This is a genomic window from Streptomyces sp. NPDC004752, from assembly GCF_053601275.1.
Window position 1 is genome coordinate 1 of the sequence record NZ_JBSGBN010000130.1, and the last position, 15,838, is coordinate 15,838.

Annotated in this window: 17 protein-coding genes and 1 pseudogene; 13 read left to right on the forward strand and 5 right to left on the reverse strand. The window is 72.1% G+C overall.

What is annotated here, in order from left to right:
* From dhaL to ACWEKM_RS37080, 3 genes are all read right to left on the reverse strand, one after another.
* A partial coding sequence (gene dhaL, locus ACWEKM_RS37070; protein WP_451625677.1) for a dihydroxyacetone kinase subunit DhaL occupies positions 1-443 on the reverse strand: 443 nt, incomplete at its 3' end.
* Between the two features lie 46 nt (positions 444-489).
* Positions 490-1,482, reverse strand: coding sequence for a dihydroxyacetone kinase subunit DhaK (gene dhaK / locus ACWEKM_RS37075; RefSeq protein ID WP_451625678.1), 993 nt, complete (start codon positions 1,480-1,482; stop codon positions 490-492).
* 513 nt (positions 1,483-1,995) lie between these two features.
* The gene (locus ACWEKM_RS37080) at positions 1,996-2,121 is read right to left on the reverse strand and encodes a hypothetical protein (RefSeq protein ID WP_451625679.1); all 126 of its coding nucleotides are present in this window, start codon (positions 2,119-2,121) and stop codon (positions 1,996-1,998) included.
* A 358-nt stretch (positions 2,122-2,479) separates the two neighbouring features.
* Here ACWEKM_RS37080 and ACWEKM_RS37085 point away from each other — a divergent pair, with 358 nt between their 5' ends.
* Positions 2,480-2,950, forward strand: a complete 471-nt coding sequence (locus ACWEKM_RS37085) for an Lrp/AsnC family transcriptional regulator (RefSeq protein WP_451625680.1) — start codon at positions 2,480-2,482, stop codon at positions 2,948-2,950.
* A 30-nt stretch (positions 2,951-2,980) separates the two neighbouring features.
* Here the strand turns inward: ACWEKM_RS37085 and ACWEKM_RS37090 are convergent, their stop codons facing one another.
* Positions 2,981-3,466 (reverse strand): Lrp/AsnC family transcriptional regulator, encoded by a 486-nt coding sequence (locus ACWEKM_RS37090; RefSeq protein WP_121892100.1) that lies wholly within the window; start codon positions 3,464-3,466, stop codon positions 2,981-2,983.
* A gap of 253 nt (positions 3,467-3,719) precedes the next feature.
* On the opposite strand from ACWEKM_RS37090, the gene ACWEKM_RS37095 reads away from it, so the two are divergent.
* From ACWEKM_RS37095 to ACWEKM_RS37130, 8 genes are all read left to right on the forward strand, one after another.
* Positions 3,720-4,637, forward strand: a complete 918-nt coding sequence (locus tag ACWEKM_RS37095) for an ABC transporter permease (protein WP_451625681.1) — start codon at positions 3,720-3,722, stop codon at positions 4,635-4,637.
* Positions 4,634-5,449, forward strand: coding sequence for an ABC transporter permease (locus ACWEKM_RS37100; RefSeq protein WP_359298091.1), 816 nt, complete (start codon positions 4,634-4,636; stop codon positions 5,447-5,449). Before ACWEKM_RS37095 ends, ACWEKM_RS37100 begins: the two co-directional genes overlap by 4 nt.
* 143 nt (positions 5,450-5,592) lie before the next feature.
* Positions 5,593-6,675 carry an ABC transporter substrate-binding protein gene (locus ACWEKM_RS37105; protein WP_451625682.1) on the forward strand — a complete coding sequence of 361 codons (1,083 nt, stop codon included), beginning with the start codon at positions 5,593-5,595 and terminating at the stop codon, positions 6,673-6,675.
* Positions 6,676-6,721: 46 nt separating this feature from the next.
* Entirely contained in the window at positions 6,722-7,813 is a 1,092-nt protein-coding gene (locus ACWEKM_RS37110) for an ABC transporter ATP-binding protein (protein ID WP_451625683.1), read from the forward strand.
* A 55-nt stretch (positions 7,814-7,868) separates the two neighbouring features.
* Positions 7,869-8,660, forward strand: coding sequence for a carbon-nitrogen hydrolase family protein (locus ACWEKM_RS37115; protein ID WP_451625684.1), 792 nt, complete (start codon positions 7,869-7,871; stop codon positions 8,658-8,660).
* Positions 8,661-8,665: 5 nt separating this feature from the next.
* Positions 8,666-9,358, forward strand: a complete 693-nt coding sequence (locus tag ACWEKM_RS37120) for an RraA family protein (protein WP_451625700.1) — start codon at positions 8,666-8,668, stop codon at positions 9,356-9,358.
* Positions 9,359-9,402: 44 nt separating this feature from the next.
* Positions 9,403-10,122, forward strand: a complete 720-nt coding sequence (locus ACWEKM_RS37125; RefSeq protein ID WP_451625685.1) for a 3-keto-5-aminohexanoate cleavage protein — start codon at positions 9,403-9,405, stop codon at positions 10,120-10,122.
* Between the two features lie 64 nt (positions 10,123-10,186).
* Complete coding sequence (locus tag ACWEKM_RS37130; protein WP_451625686.1) at positions 10,187-10,642, forward strand: RpiB/LacA/LacB family sugar-phosphate isomerase; 456 nt, start codon at positions 10,187-10,189, stop codon at positions 10,640-10,642.
* A gap of 145 nt (positions 10,643-10,787) precedes the next feature.
* On the opposite strand, the gene ACWEKM_RS37135 is transcribed toward ACWEKM_RS37130, so the two are convergent.
* Positions 10,788-11,153, reverse strand: coding sequence for a DUF6479 family protein (locus tag ACWEKM_RS37135; RefSeq protein WP_451625687.1), 366 nt, complete (start codon positions 11,151-11,153; stop codon positions 10,788-10,790).
* 177 nt (positions 11,154-11,330) lie between these two features.
* Here ACWEKM_RS37135 and ACWEKM_RS37140 point away from each other — a divergent pair, with 177 nt between their 5' ends.
* The 4 genes and pseudogenes from ACWEKM_RS37140 (at position 11,331) to ACWEKM_RS37155 (ending at position 15,810) form a co-directional block, all read left to right on the forward strand.
* A complete protein-coding gene (locus tag ACWEKM_RS37140) occupies positions 11,331-11,705 on the forward strand; it encodes a ferredoxin (protein WP_451625688.1) in 375 nt (124 codons plus the stop codon).
* A gap of 515 nt (positions 11,706-12,220) precedes the next feature.
* On the forward strand, positions 12,221-13,282 hold the full coding sequence (locus tag ACWEKM_RS37145) for a glycoside hydrolase family 25 protein (protein WP_451625689.1): 1,062 nt from the start codon (positions 12,221-12,223) through the stop codon (positions 13,280-13,282).
* 453 nt (positions 13,283-13,735) lie between these two features.
* Positions 13,736-14,085 (forward strand): annotated as a pseudogene (locus ACWEKM_RS37150) (serine/threonine protein kinase); the annotation flags it as partial.
* A gap of 162 nt (positions 14,086-14,247) precedes the next feature.
* Positions 14,248-15,810 (forward strand): phytoene desaturase family protein, encoded by a 1,563-nt coding sequence (locus tag ACWEKM_RS37155; RefSeq protein WP_451625690.1) that lies wholly within the window; start codon positions 14,248-14,250, stop codon positions 15,808-15,810.
* Positions 15,811-15,838: the final 28 nt, after the last annotated feature.

Genomic DNA, 15,838 nt, shown 5'->3' on the forward strand with positions numbered 1-15,838 from the left:
CGCGCCGGGGCGAAGCCGTCGCCGAGCGCGGCGACGGCCGGCAGCAACGCGTCGATCATGGTCTTGTCGCCCGGCGCGGCCCCGCCGAGCGCCATCACCCCGTCCACGCCCGCCCGCAACGCCTCGGCGAGCTGCTCCTCGCTGACCTCGGCCGTCTCGCCGAGCGCCTTGCCCGCGCGTCGCAGCAGCGTCCCGTACAGCGGTCCGGACGCGCCGCCGACCGTGGAGATGAGCTGCCGCCCGGCGAGCGTCAGGACGGCGCCCGGCGTCTTCGGCGCCGCCTTCTCCAGGGCGGCCGTCACGGCCGTGAACCCGCGTTGCATATTGGCGCCGTGGTCGGCGTCCCCGATGGCCGAGTCGAGAGCGGTGAGCCGTTCCGCCTCCCGGTCGACGGACGCGGCGGTCGCGGCCATCCAGCGGCGGAAGAAATCGGCGTCGAGCACGGGATCTCCTTGCGTGGTAGGTACGTTGGTCGCTGCGAACGCCGAGTCACATTCCCCAGCGCAGGGCCGGCGTCCGCACCGGCGCGTCCCACAGGCGCAGCAGTTCCTCGTCGACCTGGCAGAGGGTGACCGAGGCACCCGCCATGTCCAGGGAGGTGACATAGTTGCCGACCAGGGTGCGGGCCACCGCCACGCTGCGTTCGCCGAGCACCCGCTGCACCTCGGCGTTGAAGCCGTACAGCTCCAGCAGTGGGGTCGCGCCCATGCCGTTGACCAGGACGAGGACCGGGTCGCGCGGGGGCAGGTCGTCCAGGATCGCGCCCACCGCGAAGTCGGCGATCTCACCGGAGGTCATCATGGCCCGCCGCTCACGGCCCGGCTCGCCGTGGATGCCGATGCCCAACTCGAGTTCGCCGGGCGGCAGATCGAAGGTGGGGCTGCCCTTGGCGGGGGTGGTGACGGCGCTGAGGGCGACGCCGAAGCTGCGGGAGTTCTCGTTGACCTGCCGCGCGAGGGACTCCACCCGCTCCAGCGGCCGTCCCTCGGCGGCCGCGGCGCCCGCGATCTTCTCCACGAACAGGGTGGCTCCCGTGCCGCGCCGACCCGCCGTGTAGAGACTGTCGGTGACCGCCACGTCATCGTTGACGAGCACCTTCGCGACCCGGATGCCCTCGTCCTCGGCCAGTTCCGCCGCCATGTCGAAGTTGAGGACGTCGCCCGTGTAGTTCTTCACGACGAACAGCACGCCCTCCCCGCTGTCCACGGCCGCGGCGGCGCGCGCCATCTGATCGGGCACCGGCGAGGTGAACACCTCGCCCGGGCAGGCGGCCGACAGCATCCCGGGCCCCACGAAGCCGCCGTGCAGCGGTTCGTGCCCGGACCCGCCGCCGGAGATGAGCGCTACCTGTCCGGCCACCGGAGCGTCCCGCCGTACGATCACCCGGTTCTCCACGTCCACGGTCAGCTCGGGATGAGCTGCCGCCATCCCCCGCAGCGCGTCCGCCACCACGGACTCCGGGACGTTGATGAGCATCCTCATGGGTACCTCCAATTGACGCTAACAGATGGCCCTGTGACCTGCATTTCAGCAGGTCGGTACGGGTGAGCCCGATTGCCGGACGCGGTGGACCGCGGCGCCGGCGAGCGGGCCCCGGCGGTGGTGACGGGGACTCGATGCTGTCGTTGTGATGGCCTGTCAGGCGTTCGGGGCGGTCGGACACGGGGGTGGCTCACGCGTTCCCCTTGGCAGTATCGGCCTTGGGGCAGCGAAGGTCACGGTGGGCGGCGAGACGGGTGGCGGTCAGGTGGCCGCGGGCCCCGATCGGAGCGGGGCATCGGCCCGGCCGCCCGCGGTCACGGCCCTGAACCCGGACGGCGACCCCTGTAGCACCTGTGACAGTTCGCGCTCCTCGGCCGCCGCGGTCCAGTGCTCGAAGCCGGCCTCGAAGACGGCGCCCCCGCCTCGGCGACCGGGCTCGCGGCGGGCTCCGCGACGCCGCTGCGGCGCAGGGCGTCGGCGAGCGCGGACGACAGTGACGCGAGCCTGATCAGTTCACGCTCCCGCGGTTCCATGGTTCGCCATGACGACGGCCTGCCGCCGCCGGGCGTGCTCGCGGCGGCCGGCGAACACCGCGCAGACCGCCTCCAACCCCGCCGCGAGCGCGTCGATCGGTGCCACGGACCGTGGAGCCCCGGCGACCGCGTTCCCGCTTGCGCGTCACCCGCGTGGGCGGGGTGGACTCGGGGCTGGTGTTCCTGTTTCCGGCTGCTGCCGGTGCGCTCGCGGGCATCGTGTTCGGGCTGGTCGCTGCTCCTGGTCATAGGGCGCGGTCGCCCGCGTTGGGGGCTCCGCATCCATGACGCACCCGCCCGTGCGTCACCCGCGCGGGCGGGTGCGGCCTGCCTGCCGGCGTTCCCGCTCCCCGCTGCTCCCGGCGGACCCCCGCGCACCGTGCTCGGGACGGTCGCGTACGGTCGGGAGGCGAGGGAGCAGGAGAACAGGATGAAGGGGACGTGCCGGGAAGGAGGCGGCCTCGTTGATCGACGAACTCGACCGGAACATCGTCCGGAGCCTCACCCGCGACGGACGCACCCCGTACACCACGCTCGCCCGGGAGCTGGGGGTCTCGGAGGCGACAGTGCGTCAGCGGGTGGCGCGGTTGCAGGAGAGCGGCGCGCTGCGCATCGTCGCGCTGTGCAACCCGCTCACCCTGGGCCACCAGTCCGTCCGGCTGATGGTCCGGGTGCAGGACCTCACCCCCCGCGCGGTCGCCAAGAGCCTCGCGGACATGCCGATGGTCAACCATGTGGCGCTCTGCGCGGGCAGCCAGGACGTCTTCCTGGAGGGCACCTGCCGGGACCAGGCCCAGCTGGTGCAGCTGCTCGACGAGATCAGGATGCTGCCCGGGGTGTCCCGGGTGCAGGTGCTGCTGCTCCTTGAGCTGTTCAAGGACTACTCATGGAACGGGCTCGACAGCGCCGTGGGGCAGGCCGTCGCGGGCGACTGAGCGGCCCGCGCCGGGTGGCCGCCGTACGCGTCACGGCGGCAGGATGCGCTGGTCGGGCGAGGCGGGCAGATCGCGGAAGCCCGCCCACAGATAGCTGTCCTTCACCACTTCGAGCACGGTCAGCGCTTCCGCGTGCGCGACGCCGTTCACCCGCCGCACCCGCTCGGTGAGCAGTTCGGACAGATGCTCCAGATTGCGGCAGCGGACATCCGTGATCAGGTCGTAGGGCCCGACGCAGGAGGCCACGTAGCGCACCTCCGGCATCCGGGACAGCTCCCGGGCGACCAGCGCCACCGGGATGTGCTGCACCCGCACCGCGAGATGCACCTCCACCTCCCCGAGCCTGACCGCGTCCGTCATGCCCACCACCTGGATCGCCCCGCGCCGCTGCAGCCGCTGGAAGCGCGCCCGCACCGAGGCCTCCGACAGGCCTATCGACCGGCCGATCTCCCCGAAGGACCGTCGGCCGTCGACGCGGAGCTGGTCGATGATCTGCCGGTCCAGATCGTCGATCACACCGCCACCTCCCTTCCTGTGCCGCCCGCTGTCCCGCCATCCTCGGACCCCGTTGTTTCGCGGCGATTGCGAGATGCGTGGAATTCAGGCTGCGTTTCCACTGGATTCGATGTCAACGCCCCTGTTCAGGGCCGTGCATGCGGGCGGAAGCTGGTGCGCACGAAACGGCCGGATGATCATCCCGGCCGCGCGTGACCGCTCGTGAGGAGGCACAGTCCATGCAGGAACCCTCGTCCGCCGCGCGGAGACCGCGGTGACCGTCACCGCTGCGCCGTCGGCGCCCGCCACCGCGCCGCTGACCGCCCCGGCGTCCCGGAGCCGTCTGCGGCATCACGGGGCCACCCTCGCCCTGCTGGCGCCCGCCGGGATCACCGTCGTGGCACTGGTCCTTGTACCACTGGCCCTGGTGGTGCGCAACAGCTTCGCCGCGCCGGACGCCTACGGCGGTGTACAGGGCGGTTTCACCCTGGCCAACTACCGCGAGCTGATCGACCCGGTGTATCTGAAGGTCTTTGGATACAGCCTCGGCATGGCGGCCCTGAACACCGTCGTCTGTCTGGTCCTCGGCTATGTCGTCTCGTACTGGCTGGCCGGCCGGCCGCCGCAGCGGCAGGGCATCCTGCTCCTGCTGATCATCGTGCCGTTCTGGACCGACTTCCTGGTGCGCACCTTCGCCTGGATCAACCTGCTCAGCCCGGGCGGCCCGGTCAACGCGCTGACCGACGCGGTCGGCCTCACCGACGGCCCGGCCCAGTGGATCCCCAGCCAGGGCGCGTCGTTCATCGGCCTCGTCTACGCCTTCCTGCCCACCGCGATCTTCCCGGTGTACGCCACCCTGCGCGGCGTCGACCCGTCGCTGGGCGAGGCCGCCCGGGACCTGGGCTGCGGCTGGTGGCGGGTGCACACCAAGGTTCTGCTGCCCCTCGTCCGGCCCGGGCTGCTCGCCGCGGCCCTGCTCACCTTCATCCCGACGCTCGGTGTCTTCGTGATCCCGGTCCTGCTCGGCGGCGGCAAGAACCAGCTCGTCGGCAACCTGATCGTCACGCTCTACACCGAGTTCCGGAACCAGCCCATGGGCGCGGCGGCCTCCGTCGTCCTGCTCGCCCTGATGATCTTGTCGGTGGCGGTCTTCGGCACCGCGGCCCGCCGACTCGGAAGGAAGGCGTCATGAGAAGCCGCGCCGCCCGCACCGGGCACCTGCCCGACGCTGTGACCGGCTGGCTCGCCCGGGGCGTCATCGTCTTCCTGTACGTGCCCATCGCGGTCGTCGTGGTGCTGTCGTTCAACGATTCCGACCTCACCTACAAGTGGGCCGGGTTCAGCACCCGCTGGTACGGCGTGCTCGCGCAGGACACCGATCTGCTCGCCGCGCTCCGCGTCAGCGCCGAGGCCGGGGTGATCTCGGCGACCCTCGCCACCCTCGGCGGGCTGTTCGCCGCGATGGGCATGGCCCGGCTGGGTCCCCGCGGACGGGCCCTGTTCTCCGGCAGTCTGTTCCTGCCGCTGGTGATCCCGGAGATCGTGCTCGGCGTCGCCCTGCTGTCCGTGTTCGGCACCCTGCGGGCGAGCCTCGGGATGACCTCGCTGGTCCTCGGCCATCTGGTGGTGACCCTGCCCTACGCGGCCCTGATCGTGATCGGCGCGCACCGCGCCCTGGATCCGTCTCTCGACGAGGCCGCCGCCGACCTCGGCTGCGGCGCCTGGCAGCGGTTCCGCCTGATCACCCTGCCGCTGCTGAAACACGCCCTGCTGGCCTCCTGGCTGCTGTGCTTCACCATCTCCTTCGGCAACATCGTGATGTCCACCTTCACCGGCGGCGTCGGCACCACCACCCTGCCGCTGCGGGTGTACTCCCTGCTCAAGACGGGACTCACCCCGGAGATCAACGCACTGGGCACCCTCCTCGTGCTGTTCACCTTCGTGATCATCCTGGGCGCCGGGCTGCGGCAGATGCGCCGCGTCCTCGTCGACGACCGTACCTGACCGGCCGCCGCACCCCGCGCTCCGTCCCGCGCCCGCACTGTCCGTCCCCGCCTGTGGCGCCGTACGCCGTCATGTCGTATGCCGCTCCCGCCCGCGCCCGTACGTCCTCGCCCACCCTCGGCACGTTCCCGAAAGGTCTCGCCATGTCCCGTACCACCCTCCCGAGAACCCTGCTCGCCACCTGCGTGCTCACCGTCACCGCCGTGCTCGCCACCGGCTGCGGCGGCTCCGGCTCCGATGCCGTCTCCTCCTCCGGCGGCGGCAAGGAGCTGCACGTCTACGCCTGGGCCGGGGAGATCCCCGACTCCGTGGTGAAGGGCTTCGAGAAGGAGACCGGCATCAAGGTCACGGTCGACACCTTCGACAGCAACGAGACCATGACCGCCAAGCTCAGCTCCGGCTCCTCCGGGTACGACCTGGTCGAACCCAGCCAGTACACCGTGCAGCAGTTGATCGGGCAGAACCTCATCCAGCCGCTGGACCATTCGAAGATCGAGGGACTGGGCAACCTGGCGCCCAAGTTCCGCACCGCGACCTACGACGCGGGCAACAAGTACAGCATCCCGTGGATCTGGGGAACCACCGGCTTCGCCTACAACGACACCTGTATCAAGTCGGCGACCAGCTGGAAGACGCTCTTCGACGCCAAGTACAAGGGCAAGCTGTACATGCTCGACAACATGCTTGCGGCCTACATCGCCGGCCTCCAGGTCACCGGACACCGGGCCACCAGCACCGACAAGGACGAGATCGCGCAGGCGACCGAGGCGCTGCAGCAGCAGAAGAAAACCCTCGCAGGCTACAACTCCACCAACTACCCGCAGCTGCTGTCCACGGGCCAGGCGTGCGCGGCCGAGGCGTGGAGCGGCACCGCCATGGCGAAGGTCGTGGCGTCCGACCCCCATGTGCACTACGTCATCCCGGAGGAGGGCGGCTCCATCTGGACGGACGGCATCGCCCTCCCCAAGGGCGCGAAGAACGTCACGTCGGCGTACAAGTTCATCAACTACCTGCTGCGTCCCGAGGTCGCCGCGAAGGCCACCGACGACGGCTCCTCCGCCAGCGCCAACCAGGCCGCCCGCAAGCTCATCAAGAACAAGGCGGCCCTGGAGAACACCGCGATCTACGCACCCGACGAGGCCATTGCCAAGGCCGACTTCCTGCTCGACCCGGGCACCGCGATGCAGTACTTCCAGCAGGGCTGGACCAAGGTCAAGGCGTCGTGACATGGCAGCGAACCACAAGCTCAAGAAACCCATATCGGCTGACCACATGTCCTCGCCCCCTGTGTCTGCCGACCCCATGACTCCGGCCGTCCGCCTCTCCGGCGTCGGAAAGGTGTTCGGTACCGCGCACGCCGTGCGTGAGGTGACCCTCGACATCCGCCGGAACGAGTTCTTCTCCATCCTCGGCCCGTCGGGCTGCGGGAAGACCACCCTGATGCGGATGATCACCGGCTTCGAGGAGCCGACCGAGGGCAGTATCGAACTCGGCGGTGTCCCGGCGACCGGTCTTCCGGCGCACCGACGCGACCTGAACATGCTCTTCCAGAGCTACGCCCTGTTCCCGCACCTGAGCGTCGCCGACAACGTGGCGTTCGAGTTGAAGGTCCGCAAGCTGCGGCCGAAGGCGGAGATCCCCGCCGCGGTGGACGAGGCCCTGGCCCTGGTCCGGCTGACGGGCTTCCGCGACCGGGCTGTCGCGCAGCTCTCGGGCGGCCAGCGGCAGCGCGTCGCCATCGCCCGCGCGCTCATCGCCCGCCCCTCCCTGCTGCTGCTCGACGAGCCGCTCGGCGCCCTGGACAAGAAGCTGCGCGCCGAGATGCAGCTGGAGCTGAAGAAGATCCAGCGCGAGGTCGGGGTCACCTTCGTGACCGTCACCCACGACCAGGAGGAGGCGCTGACCATGTCCGACCGGATCGCCGTCATGAACGGCGGCCGGGTGGTCCAGGTCGATACCCCCGAGGGCGTCTACGAGCGGCCCGCCACCCGCTTCGTCGCCTCCTTCATCGGCACCTCCAACTTCCTCACCGGCACCACCGACGGCACCGCTCTTGCGGTGCCGGGGCTCGGCCCACTGCCGGTGCCGCGCACGGACCTCACGGGTGAGGCACACCTCGCGGTGCGCCCCGAACACATCCGGGTGTGCCGCGAGGAGAGCGCGATCCCGGCCGGCCGTGCCGCGCTGCAGGGCACCCTGCAGCAGTCGGTCTACCTCGGCAGCGCCGTCCGCCACCACCTCACCCTCGACGACGGCAGCGCGTTCGTCGCCGAGACGCACCCCGCGGACGCGGCCGGACCGGCCCCCGGCGGCCGGGCGTGGGCGCACTGGAATCCGGACGCCTCCCGGGTGCTCGCCGAATGACCGCCCCGCTCCCGGTTCCGCCCGACCACAGCAACCACAGCAAGGAGACACGACCGTGAAGGTCGCCGCCGCCCAGTACGCCCCCACCGCCGACGTCGCGGGAAACCTCGACGTCGTCGAGACCATGGCCGGTGAAGCCGCCGCCGCGGGCGCCGAACTCGTCGTCTTCCCCGAGGAGGCGATGATCCCGGCGGAGGCCGCCGCCGGGCCGCTGCACGAGACCGCCGAGGCCCACTGGCCCTTCTTCCTCGGCGAGTTGTCGCGGATCGCCGCCGCCTACGGCATCGCCGTGATCGCCGGCGGCTACGAACCGAGCGGCGACTCCCTGCCGTACAACACCATCGCGGCCGTCTCCGCGGACGGCGAACTCCTCGGCCGCTACCGCAAGATGCACCTCTACGACGCCTTCGACTACCGCGAGTCCCGCGAGGTGCAGCGCGGCGACGAGGGACCCTGCGTGGTGCGGATCGGCGAGTTCAACGTGGGGCTGGTCAACTGCTACGACCTGCGCTTCCCCGAGTTCACCCGGACCCTCGTCGAAATGGGCGCGGACCTGTTGTCCGTGTCCGCGGCCTGGGTGCGCGGCCCGCTCAAGGAGGACCACTGGACGACGCTGCTGCGCACACGCGCGATCGAGAACACCTGCTGGGTCGTGGCCGCCTCGCTCACCACGCCCGACTGCATCGGCATGAGCATGGCCATCGACCCGCTCGGGGTCGTGCGTGCCGCGCTCGGCGAGGAGAAGCGCGCCCTGTGCGTGGTCGAGGCGGACAAGCAGCGCATCGACCGGGCCCGCACCATCCTGCCGGTCCTCCGCAACCGCCGCATCATCATCGGACCGAGGTGACGAAGATGCCCCTGGACATCCGCGATCTGGAACAAGTACCGCCGCTGGACGGCGAGTTGGCGGCACGACTGGCCGACGTCGACTTTCCCACCCTCGGCCACTACCTGGAGGAGGGATTCTGCGATCCGGCCCTGCGGCGCGTCGCCGGCCGGGGCAGGCTGGTCGGCCGCGCCGTCACCGTACGGATCACCGCCACCGACTCCACCCTGCTGCACCACGCCGCGTCCCTCGTCGGACCGGGTGACGTCGTGGTCGTCGACTGCGGCGGCGACCGCCGGCACGCCCCGCTCGGCGAGGTCGTGGTGCACGCCCTCGTGGCGCGCGGCGCGGCCGGCGCCGTCGTGGACGGCGTCTGCACCGACATCGGCGCCCTGCGCGAGGTCGGCCTCCCCGTGCACGCGTACGGCACCTCGCTGCTGACCACAAAGCTGCACGGCATCGCCGACGGCTCCCTGAACGCCCCCGTCAGCTGCGGCGGAGTGGCCGTGCGCGCGGGCGATCTGGTCCTCGGCGACGACAACGGCCTGCTCGTCGCGTCGGCCGCCCGGCTCGCCGCCGTCCTCGACGAGGCCCTCGCCGACGACGTCGAGGAGCCCGGTCTCATCGCCGCGCTGCACCGGGGAGACCGGCTCGGCACGCTCACCGGGGCCACCCGCACCGTCGAGAACCTGCTGCACCCCGATCCCACCACAGCGTGACCGCGACCTCTCCCGGTCACCCACACCTTCGCAAGGAAGCACCCATGTTCCTCAAGGCAGCCATCAACGGCGGGCGTACCCGTACCGAGCACCCCGCCGTGCCGCTGACCCCCCAGGAGATCGCCGCGGACACCGCCGCGGTGGTCTCCGCGGGCGCCGACGTCGTCCACTTCCACGTCCGTACCACGGACGGCGGCCAGACGATCGAACCCGACGACCTCGGCGACGTCCTGCGCGCCATCCGCTCCGCCGTGCCCGCCGCGATCGTCGGCACCACGACCGGCCTGTGGACCTGCTCCGGGCCCCAGGAGCGGTACGACCTGGTCAAGGCCTGGGACGTACTGCCGGACTTCGCCTCGGTCGCCTTCAGCGAGGAGGGCGCGGCGGAGACCGCCGCGCTCGTCACCGCCCGGGGCATGACACTGGAGAGTGCCGTGTGGAGCACGGACGACGTGCCCGCGCTGCTCGCCTCGCCGACGCTGGCGGACAACGCGCGCATCCTGATCGAGCCGATGAACGAGGATCCGGACACGGCGGTCGCCCACGCCCGGGAGATGGCCGCCCGGATCCGTGCCGCCGGGGTCGGCTGCCCGCTGCTCTACCACGGTGAGGCGGCCACCACCTGGCCCGTGCTGCGCGCCGCGCTCCAGGACGGGCACCAGGCCCGCATCGGCTTCGAGGACGGCATCCATCTCCCGGACGGCACCTCGGCCGGGCACAACGCGGACCTGGTCACGGCCGCCCGCGCCCTCGCCGCGAGCTGACCCAGGACCGGCTCTCCGGTCCGGGCCCGGGCGACGGGTCCCGCGGTCGGTTACGCTCCGCGGCATGCGGATCTCCGTCTCCTCGGACATGGCCGAACCCGTCGCCCGGCTCGTCGTCGCGGAACTGCGCCGACGCGGGCACCAGGTGCGCGCACACGGCGCGCTGGAGCCCGGGGCCGACCCGCGGTGGGCGGTCTGCTCCGAGGCGGCGGCCCGGGACGTCGCCTCGGGGACGGCGGACCAGGCCGTCGTGTGCTGCTGGACCGGAACCGGCGCCTCGATCGCCGCGAACAAGATCCCCGGCGTACGGGCGGCGCTGTGCACGGACGCCTACACCGCCGAGGGCGCCCGGCGCTGGAACGACGCCAACGTCCTGGCCCTCGGCCTGCGCCTGACCTCCGAGCCGGTCCTCAAGGAGATCCTCGACGCCTGGTTCGCGACCGGGCCCAGCGAGGACGCCGAGGACCGCGGCAACGTGGCCCACATCGGGAGCCTGGACGCCGCCCGCACCGATTCCTAGCCCCGTTCCCTTGCGCGCGAGCACATCTCTCCCTCAGCCCTGGCCCCCGCGCCAGGGGGGCCAGGGGAGGCGGGCGTCGGAGGCCAGGGTGGGGGTGGGAGGCCGATGGTGTGTACGGTGCGGCGCCGGCCGACCGCGGTCGGCGTCAGTGGGCGCCGAGCCCGCCGCCGCCGAACGAGCCGCTCGTCCCCTTGCTCCAGCGCGGCCGGTCCTTCGACGCGCTCGACCGGGTCTGCTGGTTGCTCAGTTCGTACGGGGTGAGCGGACGGCCGCCCTCGGGAGTCTTCGGCACCTCTTCGGACTCCCGGTTCTCCCGGATCTCGTACACCGCGCCCTCCGGGGGCAGGTGCGGCTGCTCTTCGGGGCGCGGCCGGGGCGGTTCGCGGAACTTGATACGGGAGCCCATCCAGAAGCTCCCGGCGAGCACCGCCAGGACGGCCACGGCCACCACGAAGAGCCCGAGACTCAGCAGGCCGCTCGGGGCGGCCATCTGCAGCGATACGGTACTCATAGCACTGGCATACCCCGGTCATATCGGGGTGAACCGGACGCCTTCCGTGAGGGGTCACCTACGCTCGGCGATGCCGCGACGCGAGTACGGCCCGCCCTGGCCGGGGCGTCCGCAGCGCGCGCCTGTGACCCGGCCCGGCCCGGGTTTGACCCGTGACGAGTGGGCTACCCGGACCGCGTGACACGGACGACTTCCGAGCAGGAGCTGTACCGCTTCCTGGAGGACCGCTTCGCGTGTGCCCAGGCGTGCACCGAGTGCGCCCGGGCCTGCGCGGTGCGCGCGAGCCTCCTGGATCCGGACGGGACCGACGGGCCGGAGCGGGCGCGGCGGCAGGGCATTCTGTGCGCGGAGGTGTGCGACACGACCTGCCGCATGCTGTCCGAACAGAACTGCCAGGACCAGACCGGACTCAGGATCCAGTTGGAGTGGTGCCGCGCGGTCTGCCTCGACAGCGCCGGGGCCTTCGACGGGCGCCCCGGCGCTCGGGCGACGGCGGAGGCGTGCCGGGCATGCGCCCGGGCGTGCGTCGATTTCGTCGCGGCGTTCGGCTGATTGCTGCTTCACGCGACTCCCCGTGGCGTTCACGGCTCCCCACGGCGCTCACCGTTCCCGGCGGCCATCCGCCGGGTCCCGCCACCTCGTGTGCTCTCGCGACAATGCCGCGACCTGGTGCGCTCTCCCGAGGCTGGCCCGAGGAGTACGGCGGGCGCGGGCTGACGGCGAGACGGCCGTGACCGATGTGACCGATGTGACGGCTGTGATCGCCGCGACCACGCGGTGAGCAGGTCGTGGCCGGCACCGAGGGCGGCAACGCCCTGGTGGGTACAACCATGGTGACGGGTCGGCACGGTCACCGTGGCGGACGCCGAACGGCACTGCGAACTCCCGCGGTGCCGTGCTCCGGTGGGCGGGCGGCTGTCCGCCCGGCCGTCCGTCCGCCGACCGGACCGCCGGAACCGTCGCACGCTCATTCATCTCAAGCAGCCCCACGGACAAGCCGGTTGTGGCCTGGGCGTGGTGCGACACGCGTAGTATCCGCGCTGCGCCAGACGGAGAAGGAGGTGCGGATGGCCACATGCCGCGGCATGGACGTGTCCGCCTATCAGGGCACCCAGAACTGGGCCGCCCACAAGAACGACGGTGTCGTGTTCGCTTTCGCCAAGGCCAGTGAAGGCCAGCACTCCCGGGACGGGAGGTTCGAGAGCCACATCACCGGGATCATCAAGTCCGGACTGGTGCCTGGTGCTTACCACTTCGCCTGGCCCAACCAGGACGTCGCGAAGGAAGCCGCGAACTACATCGGCGCGGTCAAGGCCCACGCGAAGAAGGGGTTCACGCACTGGCTGGACCTCGAACGCTACGCGGACGGCCGCAACTACCGCGGCCGCAGCGCCGCCCAGATCAAGACCTGGGCCGCCGCCTGGATCGCCGCCGTACGGGCCGCGTTCCCCGGGCAGCGCGTCGGCATCTACACCGGCGGCGACGACCTCGCCTCCGGCCACGTGCCCGACGGCGTCCCCCTCTGGTACCCGGCCTACCCCTGGGGTGCCGCCCCGTACAGCAAGGCGGAGGCCGCTGCCCGGCCCAAGCCCAGTGGACGGGCCCCGCTGATCTGGCAGTTCACCAGCCGTCCCGTCGACCGATCCATCGCCTATCTGTCCGAGGCGGGTCTGCGCGCCTGGGCCGCGGGCGACACCTCCGAGGAGGATGACATGCCCCAGTACGTGAACCTCGGGCTCGCCAAGCCCTACAAGCTCAACCCCGGCGGGTGGGACTCGATCGAGTTCACCGAGGAGTGGTCGGACGAGACCGGCGACCACGCCACTGACGGCAGTGTCTGGGCGCGTGGTCCGGCCCGCTTCACCGGCAGCATCAGCCTGCATCTGACCGGGCTGCCGGTCGGCGCGGTCGTGCAGGCCCGAATGTCCGAGTACGCGGGCGACCACCACCAGGCCGACCATCCCATCCACGAGATCATCGGCACGGCCGGCGGCACCTTCGCCGTGATCCCGTTGACGAAGCGGCTCGTGAAGGGACGCGGTATGCGTGTCCGTCTCCGCAACCAGTCCGACTCCCCGGTCACCGTGGGCAGTTCCGTGCTGACGGTGCTCGTCTGGAAAGAGGGCTGACCCCCGACGGGGTCGCGGCGGGACACCCGCACCCGAAGCGCGCCCCACCGGGCTTCAGGCAGTGGGGCGCGCCTGTCGCCCGGCGGAGTACCGACGGCTCAGCGGGTCCCGATGACCACCGAATCGACGACCGCGTCGTTCACGGGACGGTCGTTGCGGGGGCATGACCACCGGACTCAGAGCGAGCGGCGCCACCCCAGCGCACCACGCCCGCGCACCACGCCCGCGCACCACGCCCGCGCACCACGCCCGAAGATGGCGCGGCGGGGCTCTGCCACGAGTGGATCCCCCGTCCGGCCACCGGCCCCATCGACCCCTCGCCGCGTAAGAGGACCCCGCCGACGGGCCAGGACCGCCCCGGCCCGGGCCCGTCGGCCACCCGGCCCGTCGAGACGTGCCCGCACCGGCGCGCGGTCCGCCCCGCCGCCCGAGGCGGTCGAGGCGCACCGGGCCGTCACCGCGGAACGCGCACGGCTGCTCGGCACCGGACCACCGCGACGATTTGGCCACCCGGTACGAAGTCGCCTACCCGCTCGGCAAGTTGGGCCGCCGGGCGGAGGCCCTGCACAGCTGCCGCGAGGTCGCCGAGGCGCGCCCGGACCTCGGGTCCGACCACGCCGACACCCTCGCCGCCCGCTACGAGACCGGCATCAGCCTCGGCCGCCTTGGCCGCGGCGTCGACCTCGTCTGGCTCGGCCGCCGGGAGGAGACGCTCACCGAGTCCCATGACGTGTGCGCTCCGGGCCCGCGTCCTCGGCCCGGACCATCCCGACACCCTCGCCGGCGGAGACGACGAGGCCCACTGACCGGAGCAGCTCGGCCGGGGCACCGGGGCGGTGGAGCTGTACCGGCGGGTTGTGGTGCCGTGCCGAGGGTAGGCGTCCGGCGGACACTGAGCCGCGCGTCGTCGGCCCATTTCGGCATGCCCTCTGGCCGACGTAGATCATCACGTGTTACGAAGAACCATGCCTGCACACGAGGGATCGCGGACGTACGACGCCGTCATCGTCGGCGGCGGCCACAACGGGCTGGTCGCGGCCGCCTATCTGGCCCGGGCCGGACGGTCCGTGCTGGTCCTGGAGCGGCTCGGCCGCACCGGCGGCGCCGCCGTGTCCACCCGACCGTTCACCGGCGTCGACGCCCGGCTGTCCCGCTACTCCTACCTGGTCAGCCTGCTGCCCCGGAAGATCGTGCGGGACCTGGGCCTCACCTTCCGCGTCCGTGGCCGCACCATCTCCTCCTACACGCCGGTGGAGCGCGCCGGACGCCCCACCGGGCTGCTGGTCGGCGGCGGCGAGCGGCGTACCCGGGAGGCGTTCGCCCGGCTGACCGGCGGCGAGCGCGAGTACGCGGCCTGGCGGCGGTTCTACGGCATGACCGGCCGGGTCGCCCAGCGGGTCTTCCCGACCCTGACCGAACCCCTGCCCACCCGTGACGAGCTGCGCCGGCGCATCGACGACGAGGACGCCTGGCGCGCCCTGTTCGAGGAGCCCATCGGGGTGGCGATCGAGCGGGAGTTCGCCGACGACCTGGTGCGGGGCGTCGTCCTCACCGACGCGCTCATCGGCACCTTCGCCGACGCCCATGACCCCGCCCTGCCGCAGAACCGCTGCTTCCTCTACCACGTCATCGGGGGCGGCACCGGCGCCTGGGACGTGCCCGTCGGCGGCATGGGCGCCCTCACCGCCGCGCTGGCCGCCGCCGCGCGCACGGCGGGCGCGACCCTCGCGACCGGGCACGAGGCCGTCCGTATCGACACCGACGGACACCGCGCCGAGATCGCCTACCGCACGGCCGACGGCGAAGGCATCGTCGCCGCCCGGCACGTCCTCGTGGGCGCCTCGCCGCAGGAACTCGCCGCCCTCACCGGCGACCCGCGGCCCGAGCCCGCCGAAGGCGCCCAGCTGAAGGTCAACCTGCTGCTCAAGCGGCTGCCCGCGCTGCGCGACACCGACGTGGACCCCCGGGAGGCGTTCGCCGGCACGTTCCATATCGCGGAGGGCTACGAGCAACTGGCCGCCGCCCATGCCGAGGCCGCCTCCGGCCGGCTCCCCGCCGCGCCGCCCTCCGAGATCTACTGCCACTCCCTGACCGACCCCTCGATCCTCGGCCCCGACCTGGTCGCCCGCGGCTATCAGACCCTGACCCTGTTCGGCCTGCACACCCCCGCCCGGCTCTTCGCGGGCGACAACGACGCCGTACGCAGGGAACTGCTGAGGTCGACGCTCGCGCAGCTCGACGCCCACCTCGCCGAGCCGCTCGTAGACTGCCTGGCGACCGACGCGGACGGCCGGCCGTGCATCGAGGCGAAGACCCCGCTCGACCTGGAACGGGATCTGCGCCTGCCCGGCGGCAACATCTTCCACCGCGCGCTGTCCTGGCCCTACGCCCAGGAGGACACCGGCCGTTGGGGCGTGGAGACCCGGCACGCCAACGTCGTGCTGTGCGGGGCGGGAGCGGTGCGCGGCGGCGGGGTGAGCGGGGTACCGGGCCACAACGCGGCCATGGCCGTGCTGGAGCGGGACTGAGGACACGGCGGCGTGGGACCGGGCCTCG